General features: G+C 72.1%; 18 protein-coding genes. 8 read left to right on the top strand and 10 right to left on the bottom strand.

The genetic code is table 11. The annotated features are described in order from the left end of the window. Positions 1-71: 71 nt before the first annotated feature. The 3 genes from ACFWUY_RS14240 to ACFWUY_RS14230 are packed head-to-tail and all read right to left on the bottom strand — an operon-like array spanning position 72 to position 2,387. Positions 72-404, bottom strand: coding sequence for a DUF3817 domain-containing protein (locus ACFWUY_RS14240; protein ID WP_384107051.1), 333 nt, complete (start codon positions 402-404; stop codon positions 72-74). A gap of 43 nt (positions 405-447) precedes the next feature. After that, on the bottom strand, positions 448-957 hold the full coding sequence (locus tag ACFWUY_RS14235) for a MarR family winged helix-turn-helix transcriptional regulator (RefSeq protein ID WP_384107049.1): 510 nt from the start codon (positions 955-957) through the stop codon (positions 448-450). A 20-nt stretch (positions 958-977) separates the two neighbouring features. Next, positions 978-2,387 (bottom strand): MFS transporter, encoded by a 1,410-nt coding sequence (locus ACFWUY_RS14230; RefSeq protein ID WP_384107044.1) that lies wholly within the window; start codon positions 2,385-2,387, stop codon positions 978-980. A gap of 70 nt (positions 2,388-2,457) precedes the next feature. On the opposite strand from ACFWUY_RS14230, the gene ACFWUY_RS14225 reads away from it, so the two are divergent. Both ACFWUY_RS14225 and ACFWUY_RS14220 read left to right on the top strand, forming a co-directional pair. Beyond that, positions 2,458-3,450, top strand: a complete 993-nt coding sequence (locus ACFWUY_RS14225; protein ID WP_384107042.1) for a DUF5937 family protein — start codon at positions 2,458-2,460, stop codon at positions 3,448-3,450. A 76-nt stretch (positions 3,451-3,526) separates the two neighbouring features. Further along, on the top strand, positions 3,527-4,543 hold the full coding sequence (locus tag ACFWUY_RS14220) for a glycoside hydrolase family 6 protein (protein WP_384107040.1): 1,017 nt from the start codon (positions 3,527-3,529) through the stop codon (positions 4,541-4,543). 10 nt (positions 4,544-4,553) lie between these two features. Here ACFWUY_RS14220 and ACFWUY_RS14215 read toward each other — a convergent pair whose 3' ends face one another. From ACFWUY_RS14215 to ACFWUY_RS14195, 5 genes are all read right to left on the bottom strand, one after another. Further along, positions 4,554-6,515: a galactose oxidase-like domain-containing protein gene (locus tag ACFWUY_RS14215; RefSeq protein WP_384107038.1), complete on the bottom strand. Its 1,962-nt coding sequence runs from the start codon at positions 6,513-6,515 to the stop codon at positions 4,554-4,556. 3 nt (positions 6,516-6,518) lie between these two features. Beyond that, positions 6,519-8,354, bottom strand: coding sequence for a glycosyltransferase family 2 protein (locus ACFWUY_RS14210; RefSeq protein WP_384107036.1), 1,836 nt, complete (start codon positions 8,352-8,354; stop codon positions 6,519-6,521). Between the two features lie 90 nt (positions 8,355-8,444). After that, positions 8,445-9,116, bottom strand: coding sequence for a TetR/AcrR family transcriptional regulator (locus tag ACFWUY_RS14205; RefSeq protein ID WP_384107131.1), 672 nt, complete (start codon positions 9,114-9,116; stop codon positions 8,445-8,447). A gap of 418 nt (positions 9,117-9,534) precedes the next feature. Then, entirely contained in the window at positions 9,535-9,828 is a 294-nt protein-coding gene (locus tag ACFWUY_RS14200; RefSeq protein WP_073808485.1) for an MTH1187 family thiamine-binding protein, read from the bottom strand. Continuing rightward, the gene (locus tag ACFWUY_RS14195) at positions 9,825-10,166 is read right to left on the bottom strand and encodes a DUF3817 domain-containing protein (protein ID WP_384107034.1); all 342 of its coding nucleotides are present in this window, start codon (positions 10,164-10,166) and stop codon (positions 9,825-9,827) included. Before ACFWUY_RS14195 ends, ACFWUY_RS14200 begins: the two co-directional genes overlap by 4 nt. Before the next feature lie 132 nt (positions 10,167-10,298). On the opposite strand from ACFWUY_RS14195, the gene ACFWUY_RS14190 reads away from it, so the two are divergent. The 4 genes from ACFWUY_RS14190 (at position 10,299) to ACFWUY_RS14175 (ending at position 12,977) form a co-directional block, all read left to right on the top strand. Next, on the top strand, positions 10,299-10,937 hold the full coding sequence (locus ACFWUY_RS14190; protein WP_231071665.1) for an AIM24 family protein: 639 nt from the start codon (positions 10,299-10,301) through the stop codon (positions 10,935-10,937). Continuing rightward, a complete protein-coding gene (locus ACFWUY_RS14185) occupies positions 10,937-11,587 on the top strand; it encodes an AIM24 family protein (protein ID WP_384107031.1) in 651 nt (216 codons plus the stop codon). The genes ACFWUY_RS14190 and ACFWUY_RS14185 overlap by 1 nt, the downstream gene beginning before the upstream one ends. After that, complete coding sequence (locus tag ACFWUY_RS14180) at positions 11,584-12,369, top strand: AIM24 family protein (protein ID WP_384107029.1); 786 nt, start codon at positions 11,584-11,586, stop codon at positions 12,367-12,369. Before ACFWUY_RS14185 ends, ACFWUY_RS14180 begins: the two co-directional genes overlap by 4 nt. Before the next feature lie 131 nt (positions 12,370-12,500). Next, positions 12,501-12,977, top strand: a complete 477-nt coding sequence (locus ACFWUY_RS14175) for a MarR family winged helix-turn-helix transcriptional regulator (protein ID WP_384107027.1) — start codon at positions 12,501-12,503, stop codon at positions 12,975-12,977. Between the two features lie 62 nt (positions 12,978-13,039). Here ACFWUY_RS14175 and meaB read toward each other — a convergent pair whose 3' ends face one another. After that, positions 13,040-13,996, bottom strand: a complete 957-nt coding sequence (meaB, locus tag ACFWUY_RS14170) for a methylmalonyl Co-A mutase-associated GTPase MeaB (RefSeq protein ID WP_384107026.1) — start codon at positions 13,994-13,996, stop codon at positions 13,040-13,042. A 25-nt stretch (positions 13,997-14,021) separates the two neighbouring features. Then, positions 14,022-15,230: an acetyl-CoA C-acetyltransferase gene (locus ACFWUY_RS14165; RefSeq protein WP_384107023.1), complete on the bottom strand. Its 1,209-nt coding sequence runs from the start codon at positions 15,228-15,230 to the stop codon at positions 14,022-14,024. Positions 15,231-15,367: 137 nt separating this feature from the next. On the opposite strand from ACFWUY_RS14165, the gene mce reads away from it, so the two are divergent. Beyond that, positions 15,368-15,820: a methylmalonyl-CoA epimerase gene (gene mce / locus ACFWUY_RS14160; RefSeq protein WP_384107020.1), complete on the top strand. Its 453-nt coding sequence runs from the start codon at positions 15,368-15,370 to the stop codon at positions 15,818-15,820. Between the two features lie 185 nt (positions 15,821-16,005). Next, positions 16,006-20,463, top strand: coding sequence for a polarized growth protein Scy (gene scy / locus ACFWUY_RS14155; protein WP_384107129.1), 4,458 nt, complete (start codon positions 16,006-16,008; stop codon positions 20,461-20,463). Positions 20,464-20,478: the final 15 nt, after the last annotated feature.

The raw sequence follows: 20,478 nt of genomic DNA, 5'->3' as shown, positions 1-20,478 counted from the left end.
CTTCGAATTTACTAGGACGTCCTAGTAAATGTCGATGGCAAACCTCCGCACATACGTGCGGAGGTAGGGGGTCAGGCCTTGACCGGCTCCGGCCGCGCGCCGCTGACCAGCGGAAGCGTCTCGGCGACGATCTTGCGCTCGACGAAGAAGGCGGCGAACGGAATCGTCCCGGACAGCAGCACCCAGAGCAGCTTTCCGAACGGCCACTTCGCCTTGGAGCCCAGGTCGAAGGCGAAGACCAGATAGATGATGTAGAGGACGCCGTGGGCCTGGGAGACCGCGAAGGTCACGTCCTCGCCCATGTCGAACCCGTACTTGAAGACCATGCACGTGCAGAGCACGAGCAGCATGACGGCGGTGATGTACGCCATGACGCGGTAACGGGTCAGCACGCTGGATTTCATGCCGTCGAGCGTAACCGCCCGTTCCGGGCGATCTTCGCGCGGGTCAGGACTCGTCGAAGTCGTGCGCCGCCACCCGCAGCGGGCGCAGCATCGCGAAGATCTCGGCGCACTCCTCCGCGTCGTACGCCCCGAGCCCGAAGTCCATCGCCATCAGGTCGCGGGTCGCGCCCTCGACCACCTCGCGGCCCTTCTCCGTGATGGTCGCCAGGGTGCCGCGGCCGTCGTTCGGGTTGGGGCGCTTGGAGACCAGGCCCGACTTCACGAGGCGGTCCACCGTGTTCGTCACCGAGGTGGGGTGGACCATCAGCCGCTCGCCGATCTTCGACATCGGCAGCTCGCCCGCCTTCGAGAAGGTGAGCAGCACCAGGGCCTCGTACCGCGCGAAGGTCAGCCCGTACGGCTTGACGACGGCGTCGACCTCCGCGAGGAGGATCTGATGGGCGCGCATGATCGAGGTGATCGCGGCCATCGAGGGGACCGGGCCCCAGCGCTTCTGCCAGAGCTCGTCGGCTCGGGCGATGGGGTCGAAGGGGAGACTGAGCGGCTTCGGCACGCGTCGACCTTACCGAGTGGTCACATGCCGGTCAGCCCCGTCTCGCCTTTCGGGCGCCCGCCCCGGTGGCCCGCCTCGGTCGCCCGCAGCTCGGCGGCGGCGGCGAGGAGACAGAGCGTGCCGAGGACTCCGGTCGCCGCGACGACCGTGTGGACGGGGACGAACTCCGCCGCGACACCGGCCCCGGCCATGCCGACGCCCTGGACGGTCATCATGCCCGCCGTCATCAGGGTCATGGCCCTCCCCCGCCACTCCTCGGGGACGGCCGCGACGAACCGGGCGTCGAGGCCGAGGGTGTACGCGCCGGTGGCGCCCGCCAGGAAGAGGGCGACGGCCGCGAGCGGGACGCCGGGCTCGGGGGCGTACAGGAGAAAGGGCAGCACCCCGGTCACGGCGAGCGGCAGCATGATCCGGGAGCGGGTCGCGGCGCTGAGGAAGGCCCCCGCGAACAGCTCGCCCGCGAGGGTGCCGACGGGCAGCGCGCACATGAGCAGGCCGAGGGCGGCGGTGGAGACGCCGATCTCGTCGGCGTACGGGGCGGCGAGCGCCTCCGGTACGACGGCGAAGAGCGGCGGCACCCAGAACATCAGCATCAGGGCGCGCACGCGCCGGTCCCGCAGCACCGCCCAGGTGCCGGCGAGCCCGGTGCGGGACCCGGCCGCGCGGGCGGGACGGCGGGCGGTGCCGAGGCGGAGCAGCAGCGCGGAGACGAGGAAGGTGGCGGCGGTGACGCCGAGGGCGCCGCGCGGCGGGACGACGGTGAGGAGGACGCCGCCGACGGCGAAGCCGGTGAGCAGGGCGCTCTGGGAGACGATCCGCAGGAGGGAACGGCCGAGGACGAAGAGGTCGCCCTCGCCGAGGATGTCGGCGAGGGTCGCCATCCGGGTGCCGCTGAAGACGGGCGAGACGACGGCGACGGCGCAGCGCAGCGCGAGCAGGGCGGCGACCGGGGTGGCGGGGACGACCATCAGCGCGACGCAGGCGGCGCAGACGAGGTCGCAGACGACGAGGATCCGGCGGGGCGGGAACCGGTCGGCGAGGCCGGCGAGGAGGGTGCCGCCGACGAGGTAGGGGAGGAAGCCGAGGGCGAAGGTGAGGGAGGAGAGGAGCGGGGAGCGGGTGAGGTCGTAGACGAGCACGGTGAGCGCGAGCTCGCTGACGACGACCCCGAGGAGCGAGAAGAGATGCGCCACGAACACGACCCGGAACTCCCGGACCCGGAAGACGGCCCGGTATCCGGGCCGGGCGGGGCCGGACGCGGGAGCGGGGTCCGTCACCGGACCGGGGCCGGAGCCGGACGCGGGGGCGGGACCCGCTCCCGGACCGGAGCCGGGGCCGGAGTCAGGCCCGGGGCCGGGGCCAAAGGCCGGGGGCGGCGTCGGGTCGGGGGTGGCCGGGCTGTTCGTGTCCGGGGAGTCGTGCTTCGGCATGGTGGCAGCGTGTCGGGGGACGCGGGGGCGGCCTAGACTTTCGCGTCCAGGCGAATCTTCCGGAGGCCCCGTGCCGTACCACCTGCACTTCGGTGAGGGCGATCCGATGCGGATCCGGTTCGCGATCTCGCCGCTCTGGGAGACCCACTCCGCCGTCCGGGTCCTCGCGCGGCCCCGGCAGCAGGGCTACCACCTGCCGTGGCTGCGGCGGATCGCGGGCGCCGCGCGCGGGCTCGACCTCGGCCCGCTGCATCTGCTGATGCCGCGGCACGGGCACAGCCCGGACTTCCTCTATCCGCCGCCGCTCGGGCCCGCCGCCGCCTTCGAGAACGAGATCGCCGCCGTACGGGAGACCGATCCGGCCCTGGCGCTGGTCGACTTCGAGCGGGCGCTCGCCGATACGCCGGGGGCGGCCGGCACGGCGGAGGGACGGCGGATGCTCGCCGATCCGGCCGGCGCGGTGGGGCGGCTGGCCGATCTGCTCCAGGCCGCGTGGGAGGCGCTCGTCGCGCCCGAGTGGCCCCGGCTGCGGGCGCTCCTGGAGGCGGACGTGGCGTACCACTCGCGGCGGCTCGCGGAGGGCGGCCTCGAACGGATGCTCGCCGAGCTGCACCCGGCCTTCGACTGGGCCGCGGAGACCGCCACGCTCCGGGTGGACTACCACGGGGAGCACGTGCGTCCGCTGGACGGGCAGGGGCTCGTCCTGTTGCCGTCGGTGTTCATCTGGCCCGACGTGGTGAGCGGTTTCGATCCGCCGTGGCAGCCGACGGTGGCGTATCCGGCGCGCGGGATCGGCGGGCTGTGGGCCGAGCCCCGGGACCGTACGCCGGAGGTCCTCGGGCGGCTCCTCGGCCCGGTGCGGGCGGACGTCCTGTGCGCCCTGGCCGAGCCGATGGGGACGACCGCGCTCGCCCATCTCCTCGGCCGGGCGCCCTCCACCGTGTCCTCGCATCTGGCGGTGCTGCGGGACGCGGGGCTCCTGGTGTCCCGGCGGTACGGCCACCAGGTGCTGTACGAGCGGACCCCGCTGGGGATCGCGGTGTCGCAGCCCGGCGCCGCCTGACCGCCGTGCCACGATGGCCCGGAATGTCGCGAAACTCACGGTTCCGTACCGTCTCGTACCCGACCCTGGGGGCCGGATGTCCCGCCGCACCGTCACCGCCGTCGCCCTGACCCTCGTCTCCGCGCTGCTCCTGACCGGGTGCGGCGAGGACGAGCCCCGGACGGGGCCCGTCGGCCCGCCGTCCGCGCGCGGTGACGCCGCGGCCCCCGCGAGCGGTTCCCCGTTCTGGGTCGACCCGGAGAGCGACGCGGCCAAGCAGGTCCGCCAGTACGAGGCGCAGGGCAGGACCGAGGACGCCCGGGTCCTGAAGCGGATCGCGGACCGGCCGGTCGCGGACTGGCCGGCCGGGGACGATCCCGTACCGGAGATCACCCGGGCGGTCCGGGGCGCGGCGGCGGAGAACCGTACGGCCGTCTTCGTCGCGTACAACATCCCGCACCGCGACTGCGGCATGTACTCGGCGGGCGGTTCGCCCGACGCGGGGGCCTACCGGAACTGGATCGACTCCTTCGCGACCGCGATCGGGGAGGCCTCGGCGATCGTCGTCCTGGAGCCGGACGCGGTGCCGCACATCGTGGACGGCTGCACCCCGGCCCAGTACCACGACGAGCGGTACGAGCTGCTCGCCGGGGCGGTCGAGCGGTTCAAGCGGCAGCCGCGCACCCGGGTGTACCTGGACGCGGGCAACCCGGACTGGATCGACGATCCGGGCAAGCTGGTGGATCCGCTGCGCCGGGCGGGGGTCGCCCGGGCGGACGGCTTCTCCCTGAACGTCTCCAACTTCCAGACGAACGACACCGTGCGGAGCTTCGGTGCCACCCTCTCCGGGCTGCTCGGCGGCACCCGCTTCACGGTGGACACCAGCCGCAACGGCGTCGGCCCCTTCCCTGGCGACGGGGCGGAGGCCTGGTGCAATCCGCCGGGCCGGGCCCTCGGCGTACCGCCGACGGACCGGACCGGGGACGACCTGGTCGACGCGTACCTGTGGATCAAGCGGCCCGGCGAGTCGGACGGCCAGTGCCGGGGCGGCCCGGCGGCCGGGACCTGGTGGCCGGAGTACGCCCTGGGCCTGGCGCGCCGGGCGAAGTCCTAGCTCTCATAGGTCAGTTCACCTGGATCCACTTCGCCTCGGACGGGATGCCGTCCACGTCGGTGACGAAGAGCATGTACCAGCCGGGCGGGACGAGGGTCCGGTCCTGCGGTACGTCGATGGTGAGGGTCATCCCGTCCCGGCGCTTCGTCAGGCCGAGCTCGACCGAGCGCTGTTCGACGTCCGTGGTGTGGGTGACGGCGCTGGGCCGCATCAGCCGGGCCTTCGCGATCCGGCCGGCGTCCTTGGTCTTGAAGGTGGCACGGCCGTTCTGGTCGAGTTCCGGCGAGCCCTCGCCGAGGACGGGCCGGTTGTCGCCCGCCTTGTGGAGGTAGGGCGGGGTGAAGACCTCGATGCGCTGCTCGAAGGTGCCGAGCCTGGTGTTGTCCTTGTCGTCGAAGAGCGGGTCGGAGCCGAAGGTGGCGACCCGGCCGTCGGGCAGCAGCAGCGCCTCGGAGTGGTAGTTGCGGCCGACGGTGGGTTCGGCGGCCTCGGCGAAGGCGTTGGCCTTCGGGTCGTAGAACTGCGCCTTGAGGATGTCGCTGCCGCCGCGGCCCCGGTAGTCCTCGGAGCCGCCGGTGGTGAAGACGGTGTCGTCGGGCAGCAGGACGCTGCTGAGGTAGCGGGTGCCCTGCGGGAGCGCGGGACCGTCGGTGAAGACGGGGCTCTCCTCGGAGAGGTCGATGATGGAGGTGCGGGCGGTGGACTTGGACGACTCGCCGACGCCGCCGCCGCCGAGGACCATGACCTTCTGGTTCTGGACGGGGGGCAGCATCAGGGAGGCGGAGGTCTCCAGCTGGTCGGGGTCGGTGAGCCCGCCGAGCTTGGTGAAGGAGTTCTTCTTCAGGTCCCACAGGCCCGGTTCGCGGCCCTTCTCGGCGGGGCCGTAGCCGGCGTTGGAGCCGGTGTAGAGGAGCTTGCCGCCCTTGGTGAGGAAGAGGGACGGGTAGGTGGGGAAGTAGCGGAAGGGGCCCTTGGACCACTTCTTGGTTCCGGGGTCGTAGATCTCGTTGTCGCCGGGGACGACGTCGCCGACGTCGTTGAGGCCGGAGACGGCGAGGACCGTGCCGTCGTCGAGGGTGACGAGGGTGGGGTACCAGCGGGCGTCCTTCATGGGGGCGACCGGGATGTACTTCTCGGCCTTCGGGTCGAACTCGTAGGCGCTCTTGATGCCCTGGAAGTCCTGCTTCTCGGTGGTGAGCTTCTGCGCGATGCCGTAGACGTTGTCGGCGGCCTCGCCCTTGAGGCCGACGACCTCGTACTGGGCGGCCTCGGTGGTGAGGGCCTGCGGGCCCTCCTTGCGGGCCTCGACGAAGACCCGGGCCTCGGCGGCGGTGACCTTCGTCTTCCACGGCTTCATCTGGCCGCTCTCGAAGTACGAGATCTCGAACTCGCGCTTGGCCTTGGGGACGGTCACGTCGGTCTTGGAGACGTACTCGACGCCGGACGGCGAGCGGAAGACGGTGCCCTTCCTGAGGGTGACCGCCTTGTCGGGGCTCTCGTTCTTGACCCGCATGCCGCCGCCGGCCTTCTTGACCTCGCCGCCCAGGACCTCGTACCGGGCGGTGCCGCCGGCGACGAGCAGCCGTCCGTCGGGGAGCTGGGTGTGGCCGGCGCAGAAGAAGTCCTCGGGGGTGGGGATCTTCTTGAAGGTGTTCTTCACCGGGTCCCAGAGGACGGTCGTGAAGGTCCCGGCGTCGAAGTTCTTCTGGCTGTTGCCCGAGCCGGCGATCAGCAGCACCTTGCCGGTGTGCAGCAGGGCCGCGTGGATGGCGTTGACGCTGTACGGGGCGGGGACGTTCACCGGCGCCCAGGAGCCGAAGACCCGCTTGTAGCCGGGCTGGGCGATCTTGTACGCGTGGTACTTCTCCTCGGCGAAGGAGACGGCGGCGGGGGCGTTGAGCGCCGCGAGGACGACGACCGCGCCGCTGCCGAACAGGGTTTTCTTGAACTTCTTCGACGGCCGGTAGGCCATGGCTCAGTTCCCTCCGGTCGTCGTGGGGGCCGGTGCGGCGGAGGTCGGCGGGATGGTCGGAATGGCCGGGATGGTGGTGGCGGCACGGACCTCGACCCCTTCGCGGGCGTCGGCGAGGCCGCGCGCGCGGACGCGGGCCCTGGCGTGCTCGCGGACCCGCAGGGCGCGCTGTTCCCGGAGCGTCGTGAAGGCCCAGACGGCGACCGGGGCCAGGGCTATGGCGAGGGCGAGGGCGGCCCAGGTGCGCATGGCGGCGTGGGTGTGGCCGAAGTGCACGGACGCGGCGAGCGAGGCGACGAGGACCGCCGCCCAGCAGAGGTGGATGCGGAAGGTGAGGACGCGGTCGGGGCTGGTCCGGCCGCCCTTGGGGGTGACGACGAAGCGGCCCCGGGTCCGGAGGACCGCCGAGCCGAGGGACTTGAGGTAGATGGGGGCGGAGAGCGCGGACATCACCATGCCGGCGAGGCCTCCGGAGCCCTCGGGTTCGTGGGGTGAGACGTTGTGCCGCCGGTTCCAGAGGTAGAGGCCGATCTGGAGGGCGACGGCGTCGCTGTAGATCATCAGCCACACCTGGGTGGAGACCTGGGTGCCGGAGGCGCCGAACCAGAGGTAGAGGGCGCAACTGAGGATGCCGAGCAGCCAGTTGACCGCCGTCATCGGGTAGTAGGCGACCATCAGGGTGTAGTTGAGGAAGCGGCCCGGAGGCGTACGGAAGGGCGCCTTCCAGTACTGCTTGACGATCGTCTCGTACGTACCGCGGGACCAGCGGAGCTGCTGGGTGAAGAAGTCGGTCCAGGAGGCGGGGCCCTCGCCGACCGCGAGCACGTCGGGGGTGTAGACGGAGCGCCAGTAGCGGCCGGTGCGCGGGTTCTTGCTGCGGTGCAGTTCGAAGCCGGTGGCCATGTCCTCGGTGATCGAGTCGTACAGGCCGCCGATCTGCTTGAGGGCGGAGATCCGGACGGCGTTGTTCGTGCCGACGAACATGGGCGCGTGGTAGCGGTTGCCGGCCCGCTGGACGAGTGCGTGGAAGAGGAACTGCTGCGACTCGGCGGCCTTGGTGACGAGGTCGGTGTAGTTGCCGTACACCTGCGGTCCGACGACGAAGGCGACGTCGGGGTCGCGGAAGTAGCCGAGCATCCGCTCCAGGAAGTTGGGGAGCGGGACGTGGTCGGTGTCCACGGAGGCGAAGTAGTCGTAGGCGTCGCCGTGCATGGCGAGCCAGGCGTTGTAGTTGCCGTGCTTGGTCCTCGCCTTGTGCGGGCCCTTCCCTCGGTTCCACTCGGGGACTCCGGCGCGGGTGAAGTGGCGTACGCCCAGTTCGGCGCAGAGAGCCCTGGCCTCGGCGGAGCCGCCCTCGTCGAGGAGCCAGACGTCGAGCGTCCCGTCGTGGCGCAGCCGGGTGGCGCCTTCGAGGGTGCCGCGGACCATGGAGAGCGGTTCCTTGCCCGGGACGTACGTGGTGAGGAAGGCGACACGGGTGCCCGGCTCTGCGTGCACGGGTATCGGGTCGCGCGCGACCATCGTGGCGTGGGCGATCGACGTGACGTTCACCAGCATGAAGAAGCAGATGAGGCCGATCGACACGAGCATCACGGTGTCGAGGTGGACGAGCCAGCGGGCGCCGCCCTCGCGCACGGTCCAGTGGCCGGGCCAGACGAGGTAGGCGAGGAGCAGCGCGGAGAGGACCGGCGCGAGGGTCATGAGGAGGACGGCCCGTATGCGGTGCGGCTCCTTGGAGAGCAGGCTCCGGTACTGCACCTGGTAGGCGTCCGGGGCCGCTTCCGTGAGCGGTCCGGCGAGTCGGCTGTAGGTGTCGTAGTCGTAGCCTTCTGGCCGCACGGTGCCTCCAGCTGTCGTCGAACAGGTCGATACCCTCACGAAAGGGGACATCGCTCGGTGTGTCGACTGGAGTAGTCCGAGTGAGGGGTTTTACCGGGCGAGGCCGCCCTGCCGCCGCAGCGCGTACGTGACGGCCCTTCGGGCGACCGGGTTCAGCTCCTCGACGGCCGCCATCAGGGCACCGAGCTGCTCCAGGGCACCGAAGGCCGCCTCCGCGCCGGCCGGGTCGACGCCCTCGTACAGTTCCAGACCGACGAACGAGGCGGCGACCGCGCGGGCGAGCCCGGCGGGATCGGTGAACCCGGCGAACGGGGTTCCCGCGAGGACCCGGACGAGCACCTGCTCGATCTCGTCGATCCACAGGTCGAGCCCCGCGGCGGTGGCCGGCACGAGCCGGGGGTGCGCCCGCGCCCCGGCGAGCAGCTGCCCGAGGAAGTCGACGTGCCCGGCCCGCCCCTCCTCGGCGTGCAGTTCGCGTCCGAAGGCGAGCAGCTCGCCAAGGCTGCCGACGGAGCGGAGCCGCTCGCGGTGACGGGCGACCCGCTGCTCGGCCCCGTACCGGCAGGCGGCGGCGAGCAGTTCGTCGACGGATCCGAAGTGGTAGAAGACCAGCGCCTGGTTGACCCCCGCGGTGGTCGCGATGGCACGGGCGGAGGCCTTGGCGATGCCCTGCTCGACGAGGGTCCGCAGGGCGCCTTCGAGCAGCTTCTCGCGGGTCTCCCGCGTCCGGGCGTCCTGCGCCGCGGCCTTACGGCCCTTCACGTCCCCGCCCGCTTCCCCGTTCACGCCCGCACCTCCTCACGCACCGGGCACGGCCCCGCGCGCCCCCCGGCCCTTCGCGGAAGCGGAAGGCGGAGACCCGGTCGCCGCCGGACCGGTGGCGCTCCCCCGCGGAGACACCGGTGCCGGCGACGACAGGACCAGGCGGGTCCCACCGCTGGTGACGGTCGGGTCCCGCGTGCGTTCCCGGAGCGCTTCCAGGTCCGTACGGACATGCGTCTCGACGCGGAGACTCATGGGCGCCCCCGCTCACCCCGATTTTTGAGCGAGTGCTCAAAAGTTCCCGCGGCTGAAGGTAGCGGATTTTGAGCACTCGCTCAACCGACGGCCACGAAAGAAGCCCCCGGTCCTCGATCAGGCTCGATCAGGACCGGGGGCTTCTCCTGCGGGAGGGAGGACGTCAGGCGCCGAGGTGACGCTCCACCGTCTCGACCTTCGAGGTCAGACCGTCCGTCACACCGGGACGGATGTCGGCCTTCATGACGACGGAGACCCGGGGCGCACGCGCCTCGACGGCGGCGACGGCCCGCTTCACGACGTCCATGACCTCGTCCCACTCTCCCTCGACGGAGGTGAACATGGCGTCGGTACGGTTCGGGAGGCCGGACTCGCGGACGACCCGGACGGCGTCGGCGACGTACTCGCCGACCTCCTCGCCCACGCCCAGCGGAGTCACGGAGAACGCGACGATCACGCCTTCACGCCCTCGGCGCGGGCGCGGGAGGCGATGACCGCGTCCTCGGCCTCGCGCTTCAGCTTCCGCTCGGCGTAGAAGCCTCCGAACGGCAGCACCGAGAGGACGAAGTAGAGCGCGGCCGTCCCGAAGCTCCACTTGGCGCGGCTCCAGGCGTCCAGCCAGAAGAGGACGTAGAGGATGAACAGCACGCCGTGGATCGCGCCCATGACCGGCACCGCGTTGAAGTCCGTCGTCCGCTTCAGCACCGAGCAGACCAGCAGGAGCAGGAAGGAGACGGCCTCCGGCGCGGAGACGAGCCGGAGCCGGTGGAGGGAGGAAGCGGTCTTGATGTCCACGGAGGGGGTCACCTTCGTTCGATCTTGCGACGGGATCTGTGACGGGATCTTGTGAACGGATGCACAAGGGCCCGTCCATTGTGCACTCCGACTTTGCTGTCTCTTTATCCGGGTCCCCAGTACCTTCGACGGGTGGCAACGTTCCGACTCCAAGGCAGCAAGGTGCTCGCCGTCTCCATGACGGGCGACGCCGTCAAGGCGAAGAACGGCTCGATGGTCGCCTACGACGGCCAGATGGCGTTCAAGAAGATGAGTGGCGGCGGTGAGGGCCTGCGCGGCATGGTCACCCGCCGGCTCACCGGCGAGCAGATGGAGGTGATGGAGGTACGCGGCCAGGGGACCTGCTGGTTCGCCGACCGGGCCTCCGAGATCAACCTCGTGTCCCTGCACGGCGACAAGCTCTGGGTCGAGGCGAGCAACCTGCTCTGCACCGACGCGGGGCTGCGCACCGGCACGACCTTCACCGGCATGCGCGGCGGCGCCACCGGCAACGGCCTGTTCACGACCACGGTCGAGGGCACGGGCCAGGCGGCGATCATGTCCGACGGCCCGGCGGTCGTGCTGCGGGTGACCCCGCAGTACCCGCTCCAGGTCGACCCCGGCGCGTACATCGCCCACCAGGGCAACCTCCAGCAGCACTTCCAGTCGGGTGTGACCTTCCGCACCCTGATGGGCGAGGGCGGCGGCGAGGCCTTCCAGATCCGCTTCGAGGGGGACGGCCTGGTGTACGTCCAACCGAGCGAGCGGAACACGATCGGGGGCGACGTCTGATGCCGTTCCGCGAGATCAACTCGAAGATGGTCGAGGCGACCGTCATTCCCGGGCAGCGGATGTTCAGCCAGCGCGGCGCGATGCTCGCGTACCGCGGCGACGTCACTTTCACGCCGAACATGGCGGGCGGTCAGGGCGGCCTGATGTCGATGATCGGCCGCCGGGTGGCCGGCGAGGCGACCCCGCTGATGACCGTCGAGGGCAACGGCACGGTGATGTTCGGGCACGGCGGTCACCACATCCAGGTGATCGGGCTGACGGGCGACACCCTGTACGTGGAGGCCGACCGGCTGCTCGCCTTCGACGGCACCCTGGAGCAGGGCACGATGTTCATGGGCTCGCAGGGCGGGGTCATGGGCATGGTGCGCGGCCAGGTCACCGGCCAGGGCCTCTTCACCACCACCCTGAAGGGCCACGGCGCGGTCGCGGTCATGGCGCACGGCGGAGTCATCGAACTGCCGATCGCGCCGGGCCGCCCGGTCCACGTGGACCCGCAGGCGTACGTGGCCCACCACGGCGACGTACGGAACAAGCTCTCCACCGCGCTCGGCTGGCGCGACATGGTGGGGCGCGGCTCGGGCGAGGCGTTCCAGCTGGAGCTGAGCGGCAGCGGCGCGGTGTACGTCCAGGCCTCGGAGGAGAAGCTGTGAGCACCCCGGTGATCCACGACCCGGCGACCCTGCCGTCGGACGACAACGTGAACCCGTACACCTTCTGCGTGGAGCTCAAGGGCTCCCAGTGGTTCCTGCAGAAGGGCAAGATGATCGCCTACTACGGGCGGATCGAGTTCAACGGCATCGGGCTGGGGCGGCTCGACCGTCTCGTCCGGACGTCGTTCCACTCGCCGCTGCACGCGAGCGACTGGGTGGTGGCGGAGGGCAGCGGGAAGATGCTGCTCGCGGACCGGGCGTTCGACGTGAACTCGTTCGACCTGGACCAGGGCAACCTGACGATCCGTTCGGGCAACCTGCTCGCCTACCAGCCCACCCTCGCCCTGAAGCAGTCGATCGTGCCGGGCTTCGTGACGCTGATCGGCACGGGCAAGTTCGTGGCCGCGTCGAACGGTCCCGTGGTCTTCATGGAGCCGCCGATGCGGGTGGACCCGCAGGCCCTGGTGGGCTGGGCGGACTGCCCGTCCCCGTGCCACCACTACGACCACGGCTACATGACGGGCGTGATGGGCGGCGTACGGGCCCTGACGGGCATCGGCGGCACCTCGGGCGAGGAGCACCAGTTCGAGTTCGTGGGCGCGGGCACGGTGCTGCTCCAGTCGACGGAGCTGCTGATGGCGGACCGCGCGATCGGCGCCCCTCCGGCGCAGGCGGGCGTCCCCGGCGGCCACGGAGGGCACGGTTCCGGCCAGTCGGTCCCGGGTTCGGTACCGCGTCTTCCCGGCCAGCTGGGGGACCTCCAGCGTCGTTTCGGGCTGTGAGCGGTAGTCTGCGGAGTGTGACGCCCTCGAACGTCTGCGCTCGTGTCGGGTCCCGGGCGCCTGACGGGTGGTGCTCGGCGTCACGCTCCCAGACTTCGTCAAGTATTCAACTTCTTAGGTAGAATCCATACATGGAGACCGAGACCGCCACCCCGTGGCTCACCGACGGCGAGCAGTGCGCCTGGCGCACCTTCCTGGATGTCCAGAGAATGCTGACGTACCAGCTGGAGAGGGATCTCCAGCCGTTCGGTCTGACGATGAACGACTACGAGATCCTGGTGAACCTCTCGGAGTCGGCGGAGCGGCGGCTGCGCATGAGCGACCTGGCCGCGGCCACCCTCCAGTCGAAGAGCCGGCTCTCCCACCAGATCACCCGGATGGAGAACGCCGGGCTCGTCCGGCGCGAGAACTGCGAGTCCGACCGGCGCGGGCTGTACGCCGTCCTCACCGACGACGGCATGGAGACCATGCGCAAGGTCGCCCCGCACCACGTCGAGTCGGTGCGCAGGCACTTCATCGACCAGATCGGCCGGGAGGCCCTCGGCGACCTCCACGAGTCCCTGAAGCCGGTCGCGGAGCAGCTCCGCGGGCGGCGCGGGAAGCCGTGACCTGACACAGAACGGGAAAGGGCCTCCCCGGTGCGCGCCGGGGAGGCCCTTTTCCGTACCGCTCAGTTTCCGGTCAGGCTCGCGACCAGTTCGTCCGAAGCCGCGTACGGGTCGAGGTCGCCCGCCACGATCCGCTCCGCGAGCGCGTCCAGGCGCCGGTCGCCGTGCAGGTCGCCGATCTTCTCGCGCAGGGCCGTGACCGCGATGGTCTCGACCTCGCGCGCGGCGCGGGAGCGGCGGCGCTCCGCGAGGACGCCGTGCTCCTCCATCCAGGCGCGGTGCTTCTCCAGGGCCTCCACGACCTCGTCGACGCCCTCGCCGCGTGCCGCGACCGTCTTGACGATCGGCGGCCGCCAGTCGCCCGGGGCCCGCGCCTCGCCCAGGCCCAGCATGTGGTTGAGCTCGCGGGCGGTGGCGTCCGCGCCGTCCCGGTCGGCCTTGTTCACCACGTACACGTCGCCGATCTCCAGGATGCCCGCCTTGGCGGCCTGGATCCCGTCGCCCATGCCCGGGGCGAGGAGGACCACCGAGGTGTCGGCCTGGGAGGCGATCTCGACCTCCGACTGTCCGACGCCGACGGTCTCCACGAGGATCACCTCGCAGCCGGCCGCGTCGAGGACGCGGATGGCCTGCGGGGCGGACCAGGCGAGGCCGCCGAGGTGGCCGCGGGTCGCCATGGAGCGGATGTAGACGCCCGGGTCGGAGGCGTGCTCCGACATCCGGACCCGGTCACCGAGGAGCGCTCCCCCGCTGAACGGCGAGGACGGGTCGACGGCCAGGACGCCGACCCGCTTGCCCGCCCGCCGGTAGGCGGAGACGAGGGCGGACGTCGACGTGGACTTGCCGACGCCGGGCGAGCCCGTCAGGCCGACCACGTACGCGCCGCCGGTGAGCGGCGCGAGGGCCGCCATCACCTCGCGCAGCTGCGGGGACGCCCCCTCCACGAGCGAGATCAGCCGGGCCACGGCCCGCGGCCTGCCCTCTCGTGCCTGGGCGACGAGTTCGGGGACGTCCACCATCTGCGCTGCTCCTCGGGTAGGTGTCTTACTTGCCGTTGCCGGGGACGCGCACGATCAGCGCGTCGCCCTGACCGCCGCCGCCGCAGAGGGCCGCGGCGCCGATGCCGCCGCCGCGTCGCTTGAGCTCCAGGGCCAGGTGGAGCACGACGCGGGCGCCGGACATGCCGATCGGGTGGCCGAGGGCGATGGCGCCGCCGTTGACGTTCACCTTCTCGGGGGTAACGCCGAGGTCCTTCATTGACTGGACGGCGACCGCGGCGAAGGCCTCGTTGATCTCGATGAGGTCGAGGTCGTCGACGGTCAGGCCCTCCTTCTTCAGGGCGTGCTGGATGGCGTTGGACGGCTGCGACTGGAGCGAGTTGTCCGGTCCCGCCACGTTGCCGTGGGCGCCGATCTCGGCGATCCACTCCAGGCCGAGCTCCTCGGCCTTGGCCTTGCTCATGACGACGACTGCGGCGGCGCCGTCGGAGATCTGCGAGGAGGTGCCGGCGGTGATGGTGCCGTCCTTGGCGAAGGCCGGGCGGAGCTTGCCGAGGGACTCGGCGGTGGTCTCCGCGCGGATGCCCTCGTCCTTGGCGAAGACGACCGGATCGCCCTTGCGCTGCGGGATCTCGACCGGGGTGATCTCGGCCTCGAAGATGCCGTTCTTCTGGGCGGCGGCGGCGCGCTGGTGCGAGAGGGCGGCGATCTCGTCCTGCTCGGGGCGCTTGATGCCCAGGCGGGTGTTGTGCTTCTCGGTGGACTCGCCCATGGCGATGTTCTCGAAGGCGTCGGTGAGGCCGTCGTACGCCATGGCGTCGAGCATCTCGATGGCGCCGTACTTGAAGCCCTCGCGGGACTTCGGGAGCAGGTGCGGGGCGTTGGTCATCGACTCCTGGCCGCCGGCGACGACGACGTCGAACTCACCCGCGCGGATCAGCTGGTCGGCGAGCGCGATGGCGTCGAGACCCGACAGACACACCTTGTTGATGGTGAGCGCGGGGACGTTCATGGGGATGCCGGCCTTGACGGCGGCCTGGCGGGCGGGGATCTGTCCGGCGCCCGCCTGGAGCACCTGGCCCATGATCACGTACTGGACCTGGCGGCCGTCGATGCCGGCCCGGTCGAGGGCCGCCTTGATGGCGAAGCCGCCGAGGTCCGCGCCCGAGAAGGACTTGAGCGAACCGAGCAGGCGACCCATGGGCGTGCGGGCGCCCGCGACGATCACTGAGGTGGTACCGGTCGTTCCAGACATGAGGCACGGCCCCTAGGGATGAGAAGTGAACGAGGGTTTACCGCCAATGTACTGAGGCCCGGCGCGCCCGGTCATCGGCCGGACGGTGTGACGGCGCGCACGTTGCGTAACCGGCGCTCCGGCGTTGCACTGGAGCCATGCTGACGCGTATCGACCACATCGGGATCGCCTGTTTCGACCTGGACAAGACTGTCGAGTTCTACCGTGCGACGTACGGTTTCGAGGTCTTCCACTCCGAGGTCAACGAGGAGCAGGGCGTCCGCGAGGCCATGCTCAAGATCAACGACACCTCGGACGGCGGGGCCTCGTACCTCCAGCTCCTGGAGCCGACGAGGGAGGACTCGGCGGTGGGCAAGTGGCTCGCCAAGAACGGCGAGGGCGTGCACCACATCGCCTTCGGTACGGCGGACGTCGACGGCGACGCCGAGGACATCCGTTCCAAGGGCGTGCGGGTCCTCTACGACGAGCCCCGGATCGGCTCGATGGGCTCCCGGATCACCTTCCTCCACCCCAAGGACTGCCACGGGGTGCTCACGGAACTGGTCACCTCGGCCAAGCCGTCCGCTGACCACTCCTCAGCGGAGCACTGACCTCCGGATTCCTGGCCCGGTAGAGTGGGCGGCTCCGGGCCGGGGCCGGTCGGGGCCGCTCCGCGCGGCATCGAAGTCGGGATGTCGGGGTCGTCCGATCTGCCACGATTCCCCGGGGGTCCGTCCTCGGCCGTGAGGGCGGTGCTCGTAGGAGTGTTGCGACCAGGGGACGGATGGACCGCGCAGTGCGGGGCTACGAACGCCAGGAGAGCCACCGAGCTGAAGACGACCATCTCGCCAGGTTCGAAGCCGAGATGGACCGGCTGAAGACCGAGCGCGAGAAGGCCGTCCAGCACGCCGAGGACCTCGGTTACCAGGTCGAGGTCTTGCGCGCCAAGCTCCACGAGGCGCGCCGCACCATCGCGTCCAGGCCCGCGTACGACAGCGCCGACATCGGCTACCAGGCCGAGCAGCTGCTGCGGAACGCGCAGGCGCAGGCCGAGCAGCTGCGCCAGGACGCCGAGCGCGAGCTGCGCGAGGCCCGGGCCCAGACGCAGCGCATCCTCCAGGAGCACGCCGAGCACCAGGCCAGGCTCCAGGCCGAGCTGCACAACGAGGCCGTCCAGCGGCGCCAGCAGCTGGACCAGGAGCTGAACGAGCGCCGGCAGACCGTCGAGGCGCACGTCAACGAGAACGTCGCCTGGGCCGAGCAGCTCCGCGCCCGTACGGAGTCCCAGGCCCGCCGCCTGATGGAGGAGTCCCGCGCGGAGGCCGAGCAGTCGCTCGCCGCCGCCCGCGCCGAGGCCACCCGGCTCGCCGAGGAGACCAGCCGCCGGGTCGGCGCCGAGGCCGAAGCGGCCCGCGCCGAGGCCGAAGCGATTCTGCTGCGCGCCCGCAAGGACGCCGAGCGGCTCCTCAGCGCCGCCTCCAGCCAGGCGCAGGAGGCCACCAGCCACGCCGAGCAGCTCCGCTCCGCCACCACCGCCGAGACCGACCAGGCCCGTCGGCAGGCCACCGAGCTCTCCCGCGCCGCCGAGCAGCGCATGCAGGAGGCCGAGGAGAAGCTCCGGCTGGCCCGCGCCGAGGCCGAGAAGGCCCTCGCCGAGGCCAAGGACGCCGCCGCCCGGCAGCTCGCCTCCGCCGAGTCGGTCAACGAGCAGCGCACCCGCACCGCGAAGACGGAGATCGCCCGGCTCGTCGGCGAGGCCACCAAGGACGCCGAGGCCCTCAAGGCGGAGGCCGAGGAGAAGCTGCGCGAGGCGACCGAGCAGGCGGAGAAGCTCGTCGCGGAGGCCTCGGAGAAGGCCCGTACGGCCGCCGCCGAGGACTCCGCTGCCGCGCTCGCCAAGGCCGCGCGGAACGCCGAGGAGATCCTCACCAAGGCGTCCGAGGACGCCCGGGAGACCACCCGCAAGGCCGCGGAGGCGGCCGAGCGGGTCCGCCGCGAGGCCGAGACCGAGGCCGACCGGCTGCGTTCGCAGGCCGAGGAGCAGGCCGACGAGCTGCTCGGCTCGGCGAAGGACGACACCAAGGAGTACCGCGCCAAGACCGTCGAGCTCCAGGAGGAGGCGCGGCGGCTGCGCGGCGAGGCCGAGCAGCTGCGCGCCGAGGCCGTCGACGAGGGCGAGCGGATCCGCGGCGAGGCCCGCCGTGAGGCCGTCCAGCAGATCGAGGAGGCGGCGAAGACCGCCGAGGAGCTCCTGACCAAGGCGCGTACGGACGCCGACGGGCTGCGCGCCAAGGCCGGTGCCGAGAGCGAGCGGGTCAAGTCGGAGGCCATGGAGCGCGCCCAGACGCTCCGGGCGCAGGCCGAGGAGACCCTGGAGCGCACCCGCGCCGAGGCGGAGCGGCTGCGCGCCGAGGCCGAGGAGCAGGCCGAGTCGGTCAGGGACGCGGCCGAGAAGGCCGCCGCCGGGCTGCGCGCGGACGCCGAGCGGGCCGCCGAGGCGCGCCGCGCGGAGGCCGCGGAGGAGCTGACCCGGCTGCACACCGACGCCGAGGCGAAGGTGGCGGCGGCCGGGGAGGAGCTCACCGACGCGCGTGCCGAGAGCGAGCGGATCCGCCGCGAGGCCGCCGAGGAGACGGAGCGGCTGCGGGCCGAGGCCGCCGAGCGCATCCGTACGCTCCAGGAGCAGGCCGAGCAGGAGGCCGAGCGGCTGCGCGCCGAGGCCTCGTCGGACGCGTCGACCACGCGTACGGAGGCGGAGAGCGCGGCGGTACGGCTGCGCACGGAGGCCGCCGGGGAGGCCGAGCGGCTGCGGTCGGAGGCCCAGGAGACCGCCGACCGGGTACGGGCCGAGGCCGCCGCCGCCGCGGAGCGGGTCGCCGCCGAGGCCGCCGAGGCCCTGGCCGCCGCGCAGGAGGAGGCCGTCCGGCGCCGCCGGGAGGCCGAGGAGACGCTCGAGTCGGCCCGGTCCGAGGCCGGCCGGGAGCGCGAGCACGCCCGTGCGCAGTCCGAGGAGCTGCTCGCCGCCGCCCGCAAGCGGGTGGAGGACGCGCAGGTCGAGGCGCAGCGCCTGGTCGAGGAGGCGGACGCGCGGGCGACCGACATGGTCACTGCGGCCGAGCACACCGCCCAGGAGGTACGGGACTCGGTGGCGGGCCTGCGGGAGCAGGCCGAGGAGGAGATCGCCGGGCTGCGCAGCGCCGCCGAGCACGCGGCCGAGCGGACGCGTACCGAGGCGCAGGAGGAGGCGGACCGGGTCCGCGCCGACGCGCACGAGGAGCGGGAGCGGGCGACCGAGGACGCCGGCCGGGTCCGGGCGCGCGCCCAGGAGGAGACGGAGGCCGCGAAGGCGCTGGCCGAGCGGACCGTCACGGACGCGATCGCCGAGGCGGAGAAGCTGCGGGCGGACACCGCCGAGTACGCGCAGCGGGTACGGACCGAGGTGACGGATTCACTCGCCTCGGCCGAGCAGGACGCGGCCCGTACCCGGGCGGACGCCCGGGAGGACGCGAACCGGATCCGTTCGGAGGCCGCCGAGCGTGCCGAGTCGGTGGTCGGCGAGGCGCGTACGGAGGCGGAGCGGATCGCCGCCGAGGCGGAGCGGGTCCTCGACGAGGCCCGTCAGTCGGCGGACAAGCGGCGCTCGGACGCCGCCGAGCAGGCCGACGCACTCCTCGCGGAGGCGACGAACCAGGCCGAGCGGCTCACCGCCGAGGCCATAGAGCTCATGGAGACCACGGAGCAGGACGCCCTGCGCCTGCGTACCGAGGCCGAACAGGTCAAGGCCGACGGGGAGGCGCACGCGGAGGCGCTGCGTGCGGCGGCCCTGGCGGACGGCGAGCAGGTCCTCGACGAGGCCCGCAGGGCCGCCGACAAGCGACGCTCGGACGCCGCCGAGCAGGCCGACGCACTCCTCGCGGAGGCGACGAACCAGGCCGAGCGGCTCACCGCCGAGGCCATAGAGCTCATGGAGACCACGGAGCAGGACGCCCTGCGCCTGCGTACCGAGGCCGAACAGGTCAAGATCGACGGGGAGGCGCACGCGCAGGCACTGCGTGCGGCGGCCCTGGCGGACGGCGAGCAGGTCCTCGACGAGGCCCGCAGGGCCGCCGACAAGCGACGCTCGGACGCCGCCGAGCAGGCCGACGCACTCCTCGCGGAGGCGACGAACCAGGCCGAGCGGCTCACCGCCGAGGCGAACGCGGAGGCGGAGCGCGTCACCCGTGAGGCGAACGCGGAGGCCGAGCGGGTCACCCGTGAGGCGGGCGAGCTCGCCGACGCCGTCACGGCGGACGCGCGCGCCGAGGCCGAGTCGACGGTGGGTTCCGCGCGCCAGGACGCCGAGCGGATCCGTACCGAGTCGGAGCGGCTGCGGGCGGACGCCGAGGCGGCGGCCGAGCAGATGCGGTCGGAGGCCCGCGAGGAGGCGGACCGCGTCCTCGACGAGGCGCGGGAGGCCGGGGCCCGGAAGCGTTCGGACGCGGCCGAGCAGGCGGACCAGCTCATCGCCAAGGCCCAGGAGGAGGCGCTGCGCGCCACCACCGAGGCCGAGACGCAGGCGGACACGATGGTCGGCGCGGCCCGCAAGGAGGCCGAGCGGATCGTCGCCGAGGCGACCGTCGAGGGCAACTCGCTGGTCGAGAAGGCCCGTACGGACGCGGACGAGCTCCTCGTCGGGGCGCGCGGCGACGCGACGGCCATACGGGACCGGGCCGAGGAGCTGCGCAGCCGGGTCGAGGGCGAGATCGAGGAGCTGCACGAGCGGGCGCGCCGCGAGAGCGCCGAGCAGATGAAGACGGCGGGCGAGCGCGTCGACAACCTGGTGAAGGCCGCGACGGAGCAGCGCGCCGAGGCCGAGGAGAAGGCGAAGGAGCTGGTCTCCGAGGCGAGTTCGGAGGCGAGCAAGGTCCGTATCGCCGCGGTCCGCAAGGCGGAGGCGCTCCTCAAGGAGGCCGAGCAGAAGAAGGCCTCGCTGGTCGCGGAGGCCGAGGGGATCAAGGCGGAGGCCGAGCGGATCAGGGCGGAGGCCCAGGCCGAGGCCGAGGCGACGATCGAGGAGGGCAAGCGCGAACTGGAGGTTCTCGTGCGCCGCCGCAAGGACATCAATACCGAGATCTCCCGTGTCCAGGACGTGCTGGAGGCGTTGGAGTCTTTCGAGACCCCGGCCTCCGGGTCGAAGTCCGCGGGGGCGGTGGGTGCCAAGGCGGGTGCGTCGGCGGGGTCCACTCGTTCGAGTGGCAAGCCCCAGGACGGCTAGCCACTCAAAAGGCTG

Source organism: Streptomyces sp. NPDC058664 (genome assembly GCF_042716635.1).
GTDB lineage: Bacteria > Actinomycetota > Actinomycetes > Streptomycetales > Streptomycetaceae > Streptomyces.
Note: the sequence above shows the minus strand (reverse complement) of the source record. Positions and strands in the feature narration are given on the sequence as shown.